Genomic DNA, 18,261 nt, shown 5'->3' on the forward strand with positions numbered 1-18,261 from the left:
GTGACCGTTTGATGTTTGATTAAAGGACACTTTATCGGACGGTTACGGGCAATGAAGATGGCGTGCGGACGGACGCCCCGAAGGGCGGCTGGTGAAGGTTATCATCAAGGATGTAGTGTAACTATACTGTAATTACAAAGAGATATATCCGAAAAAGCGTCCAGCCGTCACGGATTCAGGATCCAGGGAACGCGACGCTCGCCCCGGACCACAGACCACAACCAACTACAGGGTATCGAGCTGGGCCAGCAACAGAGCAAGATCAGACAGCCTGGCCGAGGCGACCGTGACCGACCCGTTGCGACCGTCGTTTTCCATGGCCTGCGCCAATTGCCGGATCCCCTCCAGGCCGAGACTGGCGGAGGCCCCTTTGAGGCTATGGGCTGCTCTCAAAACACTGTCGGGATCATCAGCGGCCACGGCCTGGCGCAACAGCTCGAGATCCGCAGCCGAGGACTCCTTGAAAAGCGCCAGCAGTTCATCAAGGAGTTCTTCATCATCGGCCACCTGCTCCAAGGCAAAATCCCTGTTCCATTGTAAATCCACCATATCTTCTCTCCGTACAAACAGGTCCTCCCGCATACATCCGCATACAAGATACTCTCCTCCGAATCGAGCACAACGCAACAGAGAGCCGGGAGGAAGCAGCTGTTGCTGGACACTTACCAATCCACAACCGGATCCGCAGCAGCAAGGCAGGCCTGCACATCCGCAAAGGGAATTGCCCCCTCGCGCAGACAACGCAGAGATGTCCCTTCGCTGCCGACAAGTGTCGAGGCCTTTCCCCCCGGAGTTGTTCCTCCATCAAGGATGAGATCGATTTCATCGACAAACATCTGCGCGACATCTTCTGCGGTCACCGCAGCGGTAGAGCCTGATATATTGGCGCTGGTTGCTGTTATCGGACCACCAAAAGTCCTGATGAGCAGATGAGCCGTTTCATCAGGGGATTGACGAAGCCCCACGGTTCCTGTCATGCCGGTAAGCAACGGCGACAAAGCGGGTCGAGCAGGGAAGACCAGCGTCAAAGGCCCGGGCCAGAACCGCTCGATCAACCACTTGAAGATCAGCGGGATTTCTTGAGCCAGCAGAGGGAGCTGATCAGTTCCGCTCACAAGAACCAGGATCGGCAACTCTTTTCTTCGCCGCTTGACCTGAAACAATCGCTCAAGGGCATGGCTTTGCCAAGGATCAACCGCCAGGCCATAATAGGTCTCGGTGGGAAAGGCCACCAGCCCGCCGTTGCGTATTATATCGGCTGCCCGGCGAAGCGATGCTCCATTAACCGCAGCGATCCGGCTCACTGCATCAGATCTTTATTTTTTGCAACCACCTGCTCAGCCATTTCCTGGACATATTGCTCCAGTTTCTCCTCCATACTCGGATCGCCAAGAGCCAGAATACGGGCGGCAAGCACCGCTGCATTTTTCGCACCGGCTTTACCGATGCCCATGGTGGCCACAGGAATACCCGGGGGCATCTGGACAGTGGAAAGCAAGGCATCAAGTCCGTTCAGCGAGGAAGCATCCAAGGGGACACCGATGACCGGCAGATTGGTGTGCGCAGCGACCACCCCGGCCAAGTGAGCCGCCATGCCTGCTCCGGCTATAATCAGTTTGAGGCCACGATCACGAGCGGTTCTGGCATAGTCCGTCGCCTGCTCCGGGGTTCGATGCGCCGAAACGATCCGCATTTCGTATCCGATGCCCATGGCAGCAAGAAAATCGGCGGCAGCACGCATTGCCGGCAGATCGGAATCACTGCCCATGACAATACCGACCACCGGTACCGAGATGTTCTTGATCCTCGCCAGGGCCCTGTGACCGATATCGCGCCGATAATAACAGCCCTGCCACTTGATTTCGTCGGCTGCCAGATAGGCACGCTCGATGGCTTCCTGAATAGTGGCACCAATGGCCGTGACTCCGATGACCCTCCCGCCGCTGGTGACGACCCGCCCTCGTTTCAATGCCGTGCCAGCATGAAAGACCTCCACCCCTTCCACCCGGGATGCCTGCTTCAGCCCGGAGATTGTTTTGCCGACCGCGTATTTTCCCGGATATCCGCCGGAGGCCAGCACCACGCAGACTGTCGGACGGGGGTCGATAACCAGGCGCACTGTATCCAGCGTGCCGTCGATGCAGGCGTTGAGTACCTCAACCAAATCATTTTCCATCCGCAACAGCAGCGGCTGGCATTCAGGATCTCCAAAACGGCAGTTGAATTCGAGAACATTGATCCTGTCGCCGTCGATCATCAGGCCGGCGTACAACATCCCTTTATACGGCCGGCCTTCAGCAGCCATGCCGTGTATCGTCGGCAGCATGACCTCTTCCATAACCCTCCGGGTCAATTCCTCGGTCATGACCGGTGCCGGTGAATAGGCTCCCATCCCACCGGTGTTCGGCCCCTGGTCGCCCTCGTACACAGCTTTATGATCCTGGGAAGACGGGAGAGGCAGAATGGTTGTCCCATCTGTAAAGGCAATGAAGGACGCTTCTTCTCCGGTGAGGAATTCTTCAACCACTACCTGGTTGCCAGCCGCTCCGAAGACCTTGTCTTTCATGATCATATCGACGGCCTGTTCAGCCTCTTCCAGACTCTGACAAATAAGGACACCTTTACCGGCGGCAAGACCATCGGCTTTGACCACACAGGGCACACCTATCTTTTTGATATATTTCTTGGCCTCTCCCCTCTTGGTGAAAATCCGATAGTGGGCACTGGGAATATGATGGTTCTTGAGAAAATCTTTGGTAAAGGCCTTGCTGCCTTCAAGTATCGCACCTTTCCTGTCCGGCCCGAAAATCCGCAAATCTTTTTCCTCAAAAGCATCGACAATTCCCCTGGTCAGCGGATCTTCCGGACCGACAACGGTCAGATCGATCTGCTCCTTGAGGGCGAAAGACAACAGTCCATCTATATCGTCGGAAGCAATGTCGACGCAAGTCGCCATCTCTTTGATTCCGGCATTACCGGGAGCACAAAAAATCGTTGTCACCTTCTCGGACTGTTTCAGTTTCCATACCAGGGCGTGCTCACGACCGCCGCCCCCAATAACCAGAATCTTCATTGCAGTATTCTCCAATCCTTGAATTGAGTATTGAGCCGCTTCTGAGGTTTTCACAAAATCATTCACCTGCACTCAATGAGACAACAGGTGATATATTCCTGGATCCGTCAGCGTTCGTCCGTGCGTCAGCTATATTGTCGGTGACCGTTCGAGTAAAGTAGGCTTTGTCGGACGGGTACAGGCAATGAATATGGCGTGCGGACGGATGCAGCAAAGGGCGGCTGGTGAACGTTATTGTCAAGGATTCCGCTGCAATTATAAAATGATTACAGCACGATATATCCAAAACAAGCGCCCAGCCGTCACGGATTCAGGATATTGGCAAACGGTTCAAGGCGCCAAGTACAAACCCATACCATTCGCACCGATAAACGATAACGATGGGTACCGGCAACGAACTGCCCCTCCAACAGCATGCCGCCCTGATTACCTGGTCGCAAAGAGGAGGCGAGAACGGGACAAGTACTCAACTCTCTCTAATAAAAAATTTCTCCTGCCGTCCAGAAAATAATGACCCGGCGCCTTCAATCCTGAAAAAAGAATGTAGCGGCAAACCGAGGATTTCACCGCGGGCTTCAGGCATTTTTCTTGACACCTGACCAGTCAAGCTGGTATTTTTTTCGGAATGAACACTCATTCATTTTTTTAATTAAACTCTTGTTTGAACATATTAAATGAAATCTCCAGATAAGCATCGTAAGATAATACGTGCTGCCACCAAGGTGTTTGCCAAAAAAGGTTTTTTCAATGCCAGAGTTTCTGACATTGCCAAAGAGGCCAAGGTGGCCGACGGGACGATTTATTTGTATTTCAATAATAAATTTGACATTCTCCTTTCAGTCTTTGAACAGGAAATCGGCAAATTGATCGAACAGGTCACCCTCCTGCTGAAGGAGGAGGGCAACCCGAAAAAAAGGCTGGAAATCTTCATCACCAACCATTTGGAGGAAATGAAGAAAAACAGATATCTTGCCGAGGTCATCCACATTGAACTGCGCCAGACCAGCAAACTTATCCGCGAATACCGAAAAAACAAATTCAGTGAATATCTCGATATCATTGCCGCCATCATCCAAACAGGACAGGACAGGGGGCTTTTTCGTCGGGACATCAAACCGGAAATCGCCAAACGTCTCCTCTTTGGTGCCATGGATGAAATCTCAAGAATCTGGCACCTGGGAAGCGAATGCCCTCAAACCCCGGAAGAGTTGAGTCGTCAAATAGCCACTGTTTTCCTGACCGGACTGCTCATCCCTCTCTCTGAACCCTCCTCATCCTGAACCGCTCTTTAGCTTCCACGCAATTCCGCTGAATGCAGCTGATTACGCTCCAGCCTGTCATATCCCTGAATCCCTGAGCCTTCGTTCTTCTGTCAGCTTTGTTGTCGGTGACCGTCCGATTAAAGAACACTTTTATTGGATGGTTACGGGTAATGAAAATGGCGTGCGGACAAACGCTCACGGATTCAGCATAGATCAGCTTTGTTCTTCGTTATCATCCGATGAACCTTCACTTAATCGGACGGTTACGGGCTTTGCATATCGCGTCCGGTTCCAGGGTATACTAACGAATATTCGAGGCCGAGATGAGAATCACTTCGAATTCGCGCATTCCGCCTGGTGTCCTGGTGACGACCTCATCCCCAACCTCCTTGCCCAGCAAGGCATTGCCCAGAGGTGAAAGGACCGAAATGGAACCTTTTTTGACATCTGATTCCTCAGGCCCAAGCAGCTGATAGGTCACTTCCACCTCAGTCTGCAGATCCATCAGGGTAACAACGGTCCCGAAAACCACCTTTTCAATGGGCACCTTGGAGCAATCAATGATCTCGGCCCTCCCGAGTTTATCCTTAAGTTCCAAAATCCTGCCCTCGATTAAACTCTGCCGCTCCTTCGCAGCATGATATTCAGCATTCTCACTGAGATCGCCATGTGCCCTCGCCACCTCGATGGCCTTGACGATCTCGTGCCGCTCCACGCGTTCAAGTCGTTCCAACTCGTCGCGAAGCTGCCGATTTCCTGTCAGAGACATCGGGATACGTTGAACCATGAATACTCCTCCTCGTTAGACAATATTAAATGATGAAATCAGAGTTGCTGGGCAATCAATCACTGGGTCTGCAACTGTCTGGCTGACCACGCTCCTGAATGGAAAGCGGTCAACAGTCCGATCCACACCACAGCAACTAAAAAAACAGGCATCCGCGGATCGGATGCCTTCAGATACAAATACTCTTCACCGAGGGAAAACGAACATCTGCTGTCCCCGGTAGCTGAAATTGGTTGTCAGTGCTTCAACTCAGGATCCATGATAAAAACACCGTATGGTTTCGACAACACAGGCCAACTGTTCCTGGTCAAGCTCGGGATAGATGGGCAAAGCCAGAGATGTGCCCGCTGCCTGTTGTGCAACCGGATATGACTGCTGATGATAGTCCCGATCATGCAGACAGTCCTGCTGATGCAGACAAAGCGGGTAATAGATTTCGCAGCCAATGGCATGCTTCAATAAATACTCCCTGAGCGCATCCCGTTGAGGAACAAGAATGACGAATTGATTGTAAATGTGGTGATTATGCTGCTCGGCACCCGCGACCTTGGCGTAGCTTTCCGTGGGCAGAACAACCGGATCATCAATCAAGCCCGCCTCCTGAAAAAGTCGACGGTACTGCTCGGCGTTATTCCGACGGGCGGCATGCCACTGTTCCAGATATTCAAGCTTTACAGCAAGGACCGCAGCCTGAATGGCATCCAGGCGAAAATTGCCTCCCACACGGGAATGGAAATATTTGGGCTCTGCCCCATGATTACGATTCGACCTGAGAAGATTGGCAAAAGCTGCATCAGAGGTGGTGATCATTCCGCCGTCACCAATCCCTCCCAGATTTTTACTGGGAAAAAAAGAAAAACAACCACACAGCCCCATGCCGCCAGCCCGGCGCCAGGTGACAGTCCCGTTCTCTACACAGGGAAATTCAGCGCCGATTGCCTGAGCAGCATCTTCTATCACTGGAATTCCATACTCTTCAGCCAAGGTGTTGATACGCTGCATATCAGCGCATTGACCAAACAGATGCACCGGAATAATCGCCTTGATCCGGCCACCGGTTTTCCGGTCCTTTGCCAGCGCCTCTGCCATTTCTTCGGGATTGATGTTCAAGCTCCCTGGTTCGACATCGACAAAAATCGGCTTGGCGCCGGTGCGCAGAACCGCGCCCATGGTGGCAAAAAACGTATAAGGTGTTGTCAGCACCAGATCGCCGGAACCGATTTCCAGCGACATCAGCGAGGCAAGCAGGGCGTCGGTACCCGAGGAAACACCGATTCCATGGCTGGCTCCGCTATAGCTGGAAATCTTTTCCTCGAGTTCAACAACTTCACGACCAAGGATATATCCGGTTGAATCAATGACTCTGGTCACCGCGGCCAGGATCCGCGGACGTAACGAGAGCAACTGTGGCTGTAAATCAAGCAGTGGGACATTCATTGCAATGCAAGAGGATCAGGTGGAAGAATATGAGGGGTGAGGCGTTCAGGATTTCTGATCCGTAGGCCCAGCGGCCAGAATCACGCTGTCACTGCTGAGGAAATCCTGAATATCAGGCATGTCTTTTTCGAACTGCTTGCGGAGCTTTTTCAACAGATTTGCCTCTATCTGGCGTACTCTTTCCCGAGAAATACTGAATTCATCGGCAATAGTCTGGAGGGTTTTAGGTTCATCACTGAGCAGGCGGGTGGCAAGAATGACCTGCTCCTTATCGTTCAATCGGCTGCTGAGTTCAGCAAGCACCTCGGCCAATCGTTCACGCATTTCCTGACTGGCGACGATCTCTTCAATTCCCGGTCCCTCATGGGGGAGAAAACTTTTCTGTTCATCTTCTGAGTCGTTGCGCACCGGGGATTCCAGGGATACATCCCAGTTATCCATGCGCTGTCCCATTTCAATGACCTCGCTCTCCTTGACATTCAACCGTTCCGCCAATAATTTGATTTCCGGCTTGAACCCCTGGGATTCAAGAAGTTTTTTCTCTTTATTGAGGCTGAAAAAAAGTTTGCGCTGGGCCTGGGTAGTGCCGATTTTTACCAGACGCCAGTTATCCATGATGAATTTGAGGATATAGGCCCGAATCCAGTACGCCGCATAATAGGAAAACTTGACTCCCCGGTAGGGATCAAACTTCTTGGTTGCCTGGACAAGGCCGACATTTCCTTCCTGAATGAGATCCATGAAGTTCTGCATCCAATACTTCTGAAAATCCATGGCCACCTTGACCACCAGACGCAGGTTGGATGAAACAAGCTGATAAGCGGCATCAGGGTCACCTGTTTCCTGGAACCGGGCGGCCAGGTCTTCGGTTTCTTCCCGGCTCAGGAGTTGATACTGGCTGATTTCCTGTAAGTACCGATGCAGAGCCGGATTACTCAAGACCGGTAGATTCTCATCGTTACCAACCAGCATCAAGGAATGCTGCGGGGCATCGTCGCTATCATTCAGGTTGTCGATTTCGCTCTGATCTCTCATGAATCTCTGGTATATCGTTGGAAAACATAACCCTGCAAGGAGAAAACTCGCATGCAGGGTTGGCTGATAAAGATTACTCCAATTTAAAAAAAATACCACCCTAATTTGACAAGACACGGTGGAAGAGTTTTTTTTTTCAGTAATCTGTGCTACAAATACGACCTTTCTGTCCTTTGTAACCTTCTCCTGAATCCGTGCCGGTTGGATTCTTGTGTTGGAAATATCTAGCTATAATCAGCGTATAATTGCAGCGGAATCCTTTGATAATAACCTTCATCAGCCCCCCTTCGGGGCGTCCGTCCGCACGCCATCTTCATTTCCCGTACCCGTCCGATTAAGTGTACTTTCATCGGACGGATACGGACAACAAAGATGACACACGGATGAACGCTCACGGATCCGGGCTTCTCTCCGTCCGAAAAATTATCGCATGAAAAATATAAGAAATTTCAGCATCATAGCTCACATAGATCACGGAAAATCCACCTTAGCCGACCGGATGATTCAACTCTGTAACATGGTCACCACCCGGGAGTTCAAGGATCAACTGCTTGACACCATGGATATCGAACGTGAACGTGGTATCACCATCAAGTCACAAACGATCTGCCTTCCTTTCCAGGCCGATGACGGCGAGACCTATATGTTCAACCTGGTGGACACCCCGGGCCATGTCGATTTCAGCTATGAGGTTTCCCGCGCACTGGCCTCCTGTGAAGGTGCTCTGCTGCTGATCGATGCCGCCCAGGGCGTCGAGGCCCAGACCTTGGCCAACCTGTACCTGGCCATGGAGAACGAACTGGAAATCATTCCGGTCATCAACAAAATCGATCTGCCCGCCGCGGAACCGGAAAAGGTTGCGTTGCAGGTGGAGGAGGACCTTGGTCTTGACGCGGCCGCTGTCCAGTTCTGCTCGGCCAAAACCGGCGAAGGTGTCAAAGAATTGCTCAATGCCGTTGTCCGTCTGTTGCCACCACCTCAGGGAGACCCACGTACTCCCCTGGAGGCCTTGATCTTTGACGCCAACTACGATCCCTATCGTGGCACGGTTATCTCGGTTCGGATCATCAACGGTACGGTGAAAAATGGCGATCAGATTCTTTTCATGTCCAACGGCGCCGAGTATCGGGTGGAGGAGGTGGGGATCTTCCGCCTTCGCCGGGAAGCTCGGCAGCAACTCGCCGCGGGTGAAATCGGCTATATCATCGCTGGTGTGAAAACCGTTTCCGATACGCGGCCCGGTGACACCATCACCCATAAAGAACATCCCTGCGCCGCACCGCTGCCGGGATTCAAGGAAGTACAGCAGGTGGTTTTCTCCTCATTATATCCCATTGCCACCGATGATTATGAAGACCTTACCAGCGCCCTGGAAAAGCTGAAACTCAACGATGCGGCCCTCATTTTCCAGAAGGATTCCTCGGCGGCCCTGGGATTCGGTTTCCGCTGCGGCTTTCTTGGCCTGCTGCACCTGGAGGTAGTGCAGGAACGGTTGGAACGCGAATTCGGCATTTCACTCATTCTTACCGTCCCCACGGTCAAGTACATGTTTTACCTGCAGGACAAAACCGTGGTCGAGATCGACAACCCTTCATACTTTCCGGATCCCGGTACTATTACCCGGATCGAAGAGCCCTATATAAAAGCCACCATCCTCATCCCCGAACGATACATGGGCAGCGTCATGACGCTGTGCATAGACCGCCGCGGTGAAAACACCAAATACCACTACCCCATGCCCGGCCGGATCGAATTTACCTGTGAGTTACCCCTGGCCGAAGTCATTTATGATTTTTACGATAAACTCAAATCAGTGACTCAGGGATACGGTTCCTTCGATTACGAGTTGATTGATTACCGAGCCAGTGACCTGGTCAAACTTGACATTCTCGTCAACGGCGAACAGGTTGATGCCCTGTCCCAGCTCACCCACCGGGCCAGGGCAAGAGAACGGGGCCTCAAGGCTTGTGAACGCCTCAAAGAGGAGATCCCCAGACAGATGTTTAAAATCGCTATTCAAGCGGCCATCGGCGGCAACATTATTGCTCGGGAAAATATCTCCGCCCTGCGCAAGGATGTAACCGCTAAATGTTATGGTGGTGATGTTTCGAGAAAAAGAAAACTGCTGGAAAAACAGAAAGCAGGAAAAAAACGGATGAAGACCGTGGGCAACGTCGAAATCCCCCAGAGAGCCTTTCTTGCGGTGCTCAAATCGGATCAATAGCTGATGTTTCCCCTCCCTTTCCCGCTTCCTCTTTCCTGAATCCGTGACGGCTGGACGCTTGTTTTTGATGTATTTTGCTGCAATCACGTTATGAACGTGACCGTCTTTTTGATAATTCGCCGTCAGCCAACGCCCGTCGGGCCGCCCGTTTGCACACCATTTCCCTTGCCCCTACCCATCCGATGAAGTGTCCTTTCAACGAATGGTCACCAACGACAAAGCTGACACAGGAACGAACGTTCAAGGATCAAGGGTCGCTTGATCGCCCACCAGAGTGGTCAGGCGTTGCCGTAACTCGTCGCACCCCTGACCGGTCGTGGCAGAAAAAAGGATCCGCTCCTCGGCGCTGATCGTCAGGCCGGCATCCAATGCCGCCGCATTTTTTCGCTGTGCGTTGCGGGTCAGTTTATCCGCTTTGGTGTACACGGGAAGAAAAGTTGTGCCAAGGTGCCGGAGCCAGTCTATCAACTCCCGATCCAAGGCTTTGAGTTCGTGCCGCAGGTCGATGATGACCACCACGCAGGCCAGGGTCGCCCTGGTGGCAACATATTCGCTGATCAACCCCTGCCAGCTCTGCCTGATCTGCCTGGATACCCGGGCAAAACCATAACCGGGCAGATCCACCAGGTAGAGGCGCTCATCAACGAGAAAATAATTCAGGCTTTGGGTTTTGCCCGGCTTGGAACTGGTTTTGACCAGACTGGTCCGATCCACCAGTCGGTTGATGAGACTCGACTTGCCGACATTGGATCGACCGGCAAAGGCGATATCCGGATGGTCAGGGGACGGAAGCTGACCTATGTTGTAGGCGGAGAGGAGAAACTGCACCTTTCTGAAATTCACGCTCGATCCTCTCTTCTCCTGCTCTGCACGCGCCGGTTCTGCATTGCGCCGGTCAGATGACTTTGTTCAAGGTATATTCAATGATCCCTTCCGCGCCGCTCTTTTTCAGCTTAGGAACCAGATCACGCACTTGGTGTTCAGAGATAACTGTTTCCACTGAAAACCACTCCTGCTTGTACAGTTGAGCCACGGTTGGCGCATTGAGGCTGGGCAGCATATCTATCACCAGGTCCAGCTTCTCCCTGGGCACGTTCATTTTCAGGCCAACAATCCGGTCAGCCCGCAAAGCGCCTTGCAACAGCATGGCTATTGTCTCGATTTTATCCCGTTTCCAGGGGTCGGCCAGGGCTTCCTTGCTGGCAATGAGCTGGGTGTTGGACTGCATCAACTCGTGAATCACCCGCAACCCGTGGGCACGAATGGTTGCTTCGGTTTCCGTCACCTCAACAATGGCATCAGCAAGACCGGAGACCGCTTTGGCCTCGGTCGCGCCCCAGGAAAAACTGATATCAACCTTGATGCCCCGCTGAGAAAAAAACCGTCGGGTGACATTAACCAGTTCAGTGGCGATTTTTTTCCCTTCCAGTTGCTCGATTCGGGTGATGTCCGAATCTCCAGGCACAGCGATCACCCAGCGGGTCGGCCTGTTGCTGACTTTGGAATAGACCAGGTCGGCTACCACCTCAACGTCTGAATTGTTTTCCAGAGTCCAGTCCTTGCCTGTTATCCCGGCATCAAGCATGCCGGATTCGATATAGCGCGACATCTCCTGCGGCCGACAAATAGAGCAGGACAGCTCCGGATCGTCAACCTCGGGAAAATAATTCCGTGAGGACAGCTTGATTCGCCAGCCTGATTTCTGGAACAGTGCAATAGTGGCATTCTCCAGGCTTCCCTTGGGAACACCCAACTTCAATATTGTATCCATAGTAAACACCCAGTTATTAGGACCCATCCAGAAAAGGATGTTTTTCCCCTGATTCTTTGTGGCGCCGGCAAATGTATCCTTATTACAGTAATATATACCTGAATCTACTTGCGATGGTACACCACTTCCGGATCAAACACCCGCTCTCCCTCGACAAGAACAAGTTCACCGCCACTCACCTTGCGAAAAAAACAGCTGTTGTAGCCGGTGTGGCAGGCCGCGCCGCCAAGTTGCTCCACTTTGAATACCACCGTATCCTCATCGCAGTCGACAAGGATTTCCCGGATCAGCTGCACATGACCCGAGGTTTCCCCTTTCAACCACAGAGAATTCCTGGATCGACTCCAGTAATGGGCCTGGCCCGTTTCCAGGGTCTTCTTCCAGGCGAGCCGGTTAATATAGGCGAGCATAAGCACTGCACCGCTCACCGCGTCCTGGGCAATGACGGGCAGCAGACCGTCCGGATTTTTATGGAATGCAAGTTCAATCATGGGAAGTTTCTTCATGCTTCATTGATCAAGAAAAAAGCCCCCACGACCACAAAACGAGAACAGCCGGGAGGCAAAAAAACCGGGACGGGGCAAAACGCAGGGGAGAAAAAACAGGCTATGGGCGCAATGCACCTCTACAAGGGCTTACACCGTTCGCCGGATGCGCACCAGCGATTATCTTCCCGAAGCAGTCGTTCTCGACCCGTTCCAAAAAATTACTCTTTTATGCCGTTGCCACAGCTTTGTCAAGCTCCACGAATACTCCCCACTCTTGCCAAACAAGCCCGAAATGAGTATTCTTGCTCGACACAGAAGCAAGAATCTTGCAAGAAATATAAAAGGATATATTTTCATGAACCCCGTTCAACTTCTTGATACCGTCTCCATCAGTTATACTGCCACCCTTCCTTCGGGAGAGATGGTGGAGAGCGTCCCCGAAGAACAGCCGATCACCCTGACCATCGGCCAGGGGTGCATCCTGAAAGCAGTCGAAGCTTCACTGATGGGCATGAAGCCCGGCCAGAGCAAAACAGTACACATACTCCCGGAGGACGCCTACGGTCCCCACCATGAATCCCTGGTCCACGAGGTCTCCCTGACCAGTTTCGGTGACCGGATTGAACCCAAACCCGGCATGATCCTCGCAAGAACCATTGAAATAGACGGCGTCCAACGGCAGGTTCCTGTCACGGTCCTCGCTGTTGACAAAACCAACGTCACTCTTGATTACAACCATCCCCTTGCTGGAAAAACCATCTCCTACACCGTCAAACTTCATGCTATCGCCCGATAACCGCCAACCCAACTGTCAGTAAACGATTACGTACACCTATACCAGGAACAGCAATAAAACTGCTGATCCTGCAAACGGTCATGGTGCATCAGTGCTTCATCCTTGAATGGAGGACTGATGCACGCGTGCACGGCTGCCTCACCCATCCCGTCACCCAGATTTCCCCATAAACAAGCACAGACACCCCACATTCCTGCATGCTCGCAACTGCAGGCGCAGAGAGATGGGAGCAGCCCTCCCCCACTTGATCTATCCCGCGGAAACTTTCTAGGAGGTGACCTTCCCGCCTCCAGGTGAAAGCGGGAATGATTCTGATCGTTTTCAGCTCGTTTTGCCGACCGGATAACAACGCAACGCTCATCGAAAAAAATCTGTACATTCGCTTTGAGCCACGTACAATATTTATAAAACTTGAATGGCAAGGTCTCGGCGTTGCCCGCTCAGCAGGATTGGTAATAATCCGGCTGGGCTTCTGCCAGTGCTCACCACCAACCTACCTGAGGAGAACCATCCATGTCTTTTGAAGATGATGAAATAGTACAGGGATTTGTAGAGGAATCACTTGAACATCTGGCGGGTATCGAAAACGACCTTCTCGCCATTGAAGAAGCAGGTACGGATATCGATGTCGAACTGGTGAACAAAGTATTTCGCGCCGCCCACTCCATAAAAGGTGGCGCGGGATTCATGGGCCTGAGTGTTATTCAGGATCTCGCCCACGCATCAGAAAATGTCCTGGGCCTCATTCGAGCCGGCAAGCTCGTCCCCACCCCCGAAATCATCAATGTATTGCTTCTCGCCGCCGATGAGCTGCAACGGTTGATCGAAAATATCAGCACCAGCAACACTATTGATATCTCCAGCCACACCATCGCTCTCAACAGTATCTTTGAAGGAGGCGAAGCTCCTGCTTCAGCCTCCATGCGAGCCACAAACACCGATATCCCGGCTCCGGACGATCCATTTGAAACTGCAAAGATCTCAGTTGATGCAACAGCAGAATCTGCAAATCCAGTAGAACCTGAAATCAGGGTCGAATCTGCCGTGAGAGAGGAGGAACATTTAGCTGAAGAATCGGAAGATTCCTACAGTGAAGATGATGACCTTGTCAACGCACTACCATCAGAAACAGGTGGCACACCCAAGACCCGCCGTTCCTCTTCATCACAGAAAACCGACACCACTATCCGGGTCACCGTCAGTCTGCTGGATCAACTGATGAACCTGGCTGGCGAGCTGGTCCTGTCCCGTAATCAACTCCTGCAGACCATTACATCCGGAGATGTCCGCAATGCCGAGGCCGTTGGCCAGCGCATTGATCTGGTGACCTCCGAACTGCAGGAAGCCATCATGCTCACCCGCATGCAGCCTATTGGCAATGTGTTCAATAAATTCCCCCGGGTCGTGCGCGATCTTTCCAAAAAACTGGGAAAACAGATCGACCTGACCATTGTCGGTAAGGATGTCGAACTGGATAAAACCATCATTGAGGCCATTAATGACCCCTTGACCCATTTGGTGCGCAACTCTGTTGATCACGGCATCGAGTCCCCTCAGGACCGGACCAGGAAAGGCAAGGATGCCTGTGGACTCATCGTGCTCAAGGCCTATCATGCCGCCGGTCAGGTTGTTATCGAAATCAGCGACGATGGCAAGGGGCTGGACGGCGACATGCTGGCGGAGGCCGCGGTGAAAAAAGGGCTGATCAGCTCGGATCAGGCTAAGGTCATGTCCGAAAAGGAACGGATCAACCTGATACTTCTTCCCGGGTTTTCCACCGCCAAAAAAGTGACCGACGTTTCCGGACGGGGCGTGGGTATGGATGTGGTTAAAACCAATCTCGATCAACTGGGGGGCTCCATTGAAATCGATTCCGAGGTCGGAAAAGGCTCAACCATCAGCATCAAGCTGCCCCTGACCCTGGCGATCATTCCCTGTCAGATTGTCATGACCGGGGGTGAGCGATATGCCATCCCCCAGGTGAACCTGGAGGAACTTCTGCGTATTCCCGCCGCCAAGGTCAAGGAACGGGTGGAACGGGTTGGTGATGCGGAAGTGGTTCGTTTACGCGGCAACCTGCTGCCCCTTATCCGAATGGCGGACGTCTTTGATATCGAGCCGACCTATTTCGATCCTGTCAACGAAGAAACCTATCCGGATCGCCGCCGTAACATCGCCGACCGGCGCTCAAAATCAACACCTCTTTTCAGAGACCCCTCGGCACAAGAAAAGACCAACTCGCTGGAAGCAAGGGAAGAGAGTGACCAAAAACAACCGCGAAAGGAACAGGAGCGACGCCAGAGTCCCTCCAGCGCTCTCAACATAGTCGTTGTTTCCACCGGCGCCATGAAATATGGCATTATCGTCGACCGGCTGCATGACTCGGAGGAGATTGTTATCAAACCTCTGGGTCGCCACCTGCAGCAATGCCAGGGCTACGCCGGCGCAACGATCATGGGTGACGGACGCATTGCCTTGATTCTGGATGTCAGCAATATTGCCCGCATGGCCGGCCTGACCTCGCTGGACGGTTCGGAACGAGCCGGCGAACTGGCCGAGGCCGCCAAAGAGGCGCTCACCAAGGCCCGTGACAAGCAGGCCCTGCTTACCTTTTCTAGTTCTCCCTCCGAACAGTTCGGGGTGCCTCTCAATCAGGTCGAACGGGTAGAAAAAATCAAACGAACCGACATCGAGGAGATCGGCGGACGCCGGGTCATGCAGTACCGGGGCGGCAGTCTGCCGCTGATCAGCATCGATGAGGTTGCCTCGGTTTTGCCTCTTGCCGATCGTGATGACCTGCTGGTCATTGTCTTTCACCTTGCCGGCAAGGATATTGGCCTGCTGGCCACCGGCCCCATTGATGCCATTGAAATCTCAGCCGAAATCGACGACGTCACCCTGAAACAGACCGGTATCATGGGCTCGACCATCATCGCCGCAAAAACAACCATGCTGGTCAACATCTTCGAGATTGTTAAGGTTTCCAACCCGCAATGGTTTGAAGACCACGCGGCCTATAGCGGTATCGATACCGGTGATGACATCGCCCCCACCATCCTCATTGTCGAAGATTCCAACTTTTTCCGCAATCAGGTGAAAGGTTATATGGAGGAGGCCGGATTCAATATCCTCGAGGGTGAGGATGGCAGGGTCGCCTGGCGGATTCTTGAAGAACAGGGAGAAACCATCAACCTGGTGGTCACGGATATCGAGATGCCCAACATGGATGGATTTGAATTGACGGAAAGAATTAAGAATGACAAACGCTTCCACCATCTTCCGGTCATCGCACTCACAACCCTGGCAGGCGAGGAAGATATCGCCCGGGGCAAGGCTGTCGGGGTCGATGAATATCATATCAAACTTGACAAGGAGCGCCTGATGGAAAGTGTGCACCGACATACAAAATCTGCTGTAGCTGCATGAAAATGACCTGGACCCGTGAGCGTTCGTCCGTGCGTCAGCTTTATCGTCTGTGACTGTTCGATTAATGGACACTTTATCCGACGGTTACGGGCAATCAAGATGGCGTGCGGACGGACGGACTCTCCCTGGCCCTTGCCAAACCAGTATCTTCCGCCACAACTTCATCACCCCATGGCGCATCAGTACAAAGAGCTGGTGTCTTCCTTCAGGGTCTGACTGATTTTGGCCTCTATCAAGAATTATTCTGCTTAACGGGGTTGCATAATGGCTGAACCGAAAAATCTGACCAAAAATATCATTGAACTCGCTACGTTTTATGTCGGCAACGCCCTTTGCGGCATGGATATCCTTAAAGTTCAGGAAATCAACAAACTGATGGAAATGACCAAAGTGCCGCAGGCTCCGGACTATATGCTGGGCATCCTCAACCTCCGGGGTCAGATCGTCACCATCATTGATCTGGGCCAGAAACTTGGCCTCGGCGCCGCGGAACTCAGCGGTGAATCCCGCAATATCATCATCAACGCTCCAGGCGAGCATGTCGGCCTCATGGTCTCCAAAATCAGTGACGTGGTTATGGCCGACCCAGGTAAAATCGAACCAGCCCCTGCCAACATGAACGGTATTCAGGGGGCATTCTTCACCGGTGTGTATAAAACAGAAAACAAATTGATCGGCATTCTTGATGTCAAGGAAGTCCTGCGCATCGATTAGGATGTTCCGAGTCGGGGAACGGATGAACGTTTAAAACTCAACTGCCCTCACTGTTTTCACTCTTCAACTGCTCACATGAAAAGAATCAACTGATGCTGGGAAAGAAGATACGAGTTCTGGTGGTGGATGACACCATCGTCTACCGAAAAGCGGTCAGCGACATCCTTGCGGAAATGCCGGGGATTGAAGTGGTGGGTGTCGCCCATAATGGCAAAATCGCTGTTGCCAAAATCGAGACACTCAAGCCGGATCTGCTGACCCTGGATATCGAAATGCCGGTGATGAATGGCATTGAAGTACTCCAATACCTCCAGCAGCACGCGCCTCAGGTGTCGGCCATCATGGTCTCCACCCTCACCAGCGAGGGAGGAGACATGACCATGCGGGCCTTGGAACTGGGCGCCTATGACTTTATTCTCAAACCCAGCAGTACCAATATTGCCGACAGCAAACAACAGCTCCGTCTGTTGCTGGCCCCCCTGATCAAAGCTTTCCAGTCCGGCCGAACAGCCGTGGGCGCCATGCAGGCCGTACACAAAGCCAGAACGCCAACGCCCCACCCCACCCCTTCGACCTCGCTGCCAGCAGCCCGGCAGCATGGAGCAGGTGGATCCGCCCGGCCGCGGCCATTTGCCAAGGACATGCGGCGACAGGGCAAGTCAGAGATTATCGCCATCGGCATTTCCACCGGCGGACCAAACGCCCTGGCGAAAATGATGCCCATGCTGCCGGGAAATCTGGGTGTGCCCATCCTCATTGTCCAGCACATGCCGCCTGTTTTTACCAGATCACTGGCGAACAGCCTGAACGTAAAATGCGCTTTGACGGTCAAGGAGGCCAGGGACGGGGAGCCCATACTGGCAGATGTCGTATATATCGCCCCGGGGGGCAAGCAGATGAAACTGGTCGCCTCAACCGACGGAACCAACCGGCTGATCAGAATCACCGATGATCCTCCAGAAAATTCCTGCAGACCATCGGCTGACTATCTGTTTCGTTCTGTTGCTGATTACTATGTCGGTCGAGCCACGGCGGTAATCATGACCGGAATGGGCTCGGACGGTACCAAAGGTTTGCAGGTTCTCAAGGAAAAAGGCGCTGTGATCATCGGCCAGGATGAATCAAGCTGCGTTGTTTACGGGATGCCAAAGACACCAGCTGAACTCGGCTTGACCGATGTAGTGGTCACTTTGAGCAAAATCGCCGGCGAAGTTGTCAAAACGGTTAAATAGCTTTTTCCATCAACCG

15 protein-coding genes are annotated in these 18,261 nt (G+C 52.6%); 6 read left to right on the forward strand and 9 right to left on the reverse strand.

The genetic code is table 11. The annotated features are described in order from the left end of the window. Positions 1–225 precede the first annotated feature (225 nt). The 3 genes from JWG43_RS08715 to purD all read right to left on the reverse strand — a co-directional run bounded on the left by JWG43_RS08715 (position 226) and on the right by purD (position 3,073). Positions 226–549 (reverse strand): Hpt domain-containing protein, encoded by a 324-nt coding sequence (locus tag JWG43_RS08715; RefSeq protein WP_205242528.1) that lies wholly within the window; start codon positions 547–549, stop codon positions 226–228. A 113-nt stretch (positions 550–662) separates the two neighbouring features. Then, the gene (locus tag JWG43_RS08720; RefSeq protein ID WP_205242529.1) at positions 663–1,304 is read right to left on the reverse strand and encodes an L-threonylcarbamoyladenylate synthase; all 642 of its coding nucleotides are present in this window, start codon (positions 1,302–1,304) and stop codon (positions 663–665) included. Then, positions 1,301–3,073: a phosphoribosylamine--glycine ligase gene (gene purD / locus JWG43_RS08725; protein ID WP_205242530.1), complete on the reverse strand. Its 1,773-nt coding sequence runs from the start codon at positions 3,071–3,073 to the stop codon at positions 1,301–1,303. Before purD ends, JWG43_RS08720 begins: the two co-directional genes overlap by 4 nt. Positions 3,074–3,747: 674 nt before the next feature. On the opposite strand from purD, the gene JWG43_RS08730 reads away from it, so the two are divergent. After that, positions 3,748–4,353: a TetR/AcrR family transcriptional regulator gene (locus tag JWG43_RS08730; protein ID WP_205242531.1), complete on the forward strand. Its 606-nt coding sequence runs from the start codon at positions 3,748–3,750 to the stop codon at positions 4,351–4,353. Positions 4,354–4,636: 283 nt separating this feature from the next. Here the strand turns inward: JWG43_RS08730 and greA are convergent, their stop codons facing one another. The 3 genes from greA to JWG43_RS08745 form a co-directional block, all read right to left on the reverse strand. Beyond that, positions 4,637–5,122 (reverse strand): transcription elongation factor GreA, encoded by a 486-nt coding sequence (gene greA, locus JWG43_RS08735; protein WP_205242532.1) that lies wholly within the window; start codon positions 5,120–5,122, stop codon positions 4,637–4,639. Between the two features lie 249 nt (positions 5,123–5,371). Further along, positions 5,372–6,559: a DegT/DnrJ/EryC1/StrS family aminotransferase gene (locus tag JWG43_RS08740; protein ID WP_205242533.1), complete on the reverse strand. Its 1,188-nt coding sequence runs from the start codon at positions 6,557–6,559 to the stop codon at positions 5,372–5,374. A 45-nt stretch (positions 6,560–6,604) separates the two neighbouring features. Next, on the reverse strand, positions 6,605–7,594 hold the full coding sequence (locus JWG43_RS08745) for a sigma-70 family RNA polymerase sigma factor (protein ID WP_205242534.1): 990 nt from the start codon (positions 7,592–7,594) through the stop codon (positions 6,605–6,607). A 430-nt stretch (positions 7,595–8,024) separates the two neighbouring features. Here JWG43_RS08745 and lepA point away from each other — a divergent pair, with 430 nt between their 5' ends. Further along, entirely contained in the window at positions 8,025–9,818 is a 1,794-nt protein-coding gene (gene lepA, locus JWG43_RS08750; RefSeq protein ID WP_205242535.1) for a translation elongation factor 4, read from the forward strand. Positions 9,819–10,058: 240 nt separating this feature from the next. On the opposite strand, the gene yihA is transcribed toward lepA, so the two are convergent. The 3 genes from yihA to hisI all read right to left on the reverse strand — a co-directional run bounded on the left by yihA (position 10,059) and on the right by hisI (position 12,080). Next, the gene (yihA, locus tag JWG43_RS08755; RefSeq protein ID WP_205242536.1) at positions 10,059–10,661 is read right to left on the reverse strand and encodes a ribosome biogenesis GTP-binding protein YihA/YsxC; all 603 of its coding nucleotides are present in this window, start codon (positions 10,659–10,661) and stop codon (positions 10,059–10,061) included. A gap of 52 nt (positions 10,662–10,713) precedes the next feature. Next, positions 10,714–11,589, reverse strand: a complete 876-nt coding sequence (gene hisG / locus JWG43_RS08760; RefSeq protein WP_205242537.1) for an ATP phosphoribosyltransferase — start codon at positions 11,587–11,589, stop codon at positions 10,714–10,716. Between the two features lie 104 nt (positions 11,590–11,693). Continuing rightward, positions 11,694–12,080 (reverse strand): phosphoribosyl-AMP cyclohydrolase, encoded by a 387-nt coding sequence (gene hisI / locus JWG43_RS08765; protein ID WP_205242538.1) that lies wholly within the window; start codon positions 12,078–12,080, stop codon positions 11,694–11,696. A 352-nt stretch (positions 12,081–12,432) separates the two neighbouring features. Between hisI and JWG43_RS08770 the strand changes: the two genes are divergently transcribed. The 4 genes from JWG43_RS08770 (at position 12,433) to JWG43_RS08785 (ending at position 18,245) form a co-directional block, all read left to right on the forward strand. Further along, complete coding sequence (locus JWG43_RS08770; RefSeq protein WP_205242539.1) at positions 12,433–12,873, forward strand: FKBP-type peptidyl-prolyl cis-trans isomerase; 441 nt, start codon at positions 12,433–12,435, stop codon at positions 12,871–12,873. A gap of 513 nt (positions 12,874–13,386) precedes the next feature. Continuing rightward, positions 13,387–16,299: a hybrid sensor histidine kinase/response regulator gene (locus JWG43_RS08775; protein WP_205242540.1), complete on the forward strand. Its 2,913-nt coding sequence runs from the start codon at positions 13,387–13,389 to the stop codon at positions 16,297–16,299. A 264-nt stretch (positions 16,300–16,563) separates the two neighbouring features. Next, the gene (locus JWG43_RS08780) at positions 16,564–17,013 is read left to right on the forward strand and encodes a chemotaxis protein CheW (protein ID WP_205242541.1); all 450 of its coding nucleotides are present in this window, start codon (positions 16,564–16,566) and stop codon (positions 17,011–17,013) included. A gap of 92 nt (positions 17,014–17,105) precedes the next feature. Continuing rightward, a complete protein-coding gene (locus JWG43_RS08785) occupies positions 17,106–18,245 on the forward strand; it encodes a protein-glutamate methylesterase/protein-glutamine glutaminase (RefSeq protein WP_205242542.1) in 1,140 nt (379 codons plus the stop codon). Positions 18,246–18,261 lie beyond the last annotated feature (16 nt).

The organism is Desulfobulbus alkaliphilus (genome assembly GCF_016918545.1).
Lineage (GTDB): Bacteria > Desulfobacterota > Desulfobulbia > Desulfobulbales > Desulfobulbaceae > Desulfobulbus > Desulfobulbus alkaliphilus.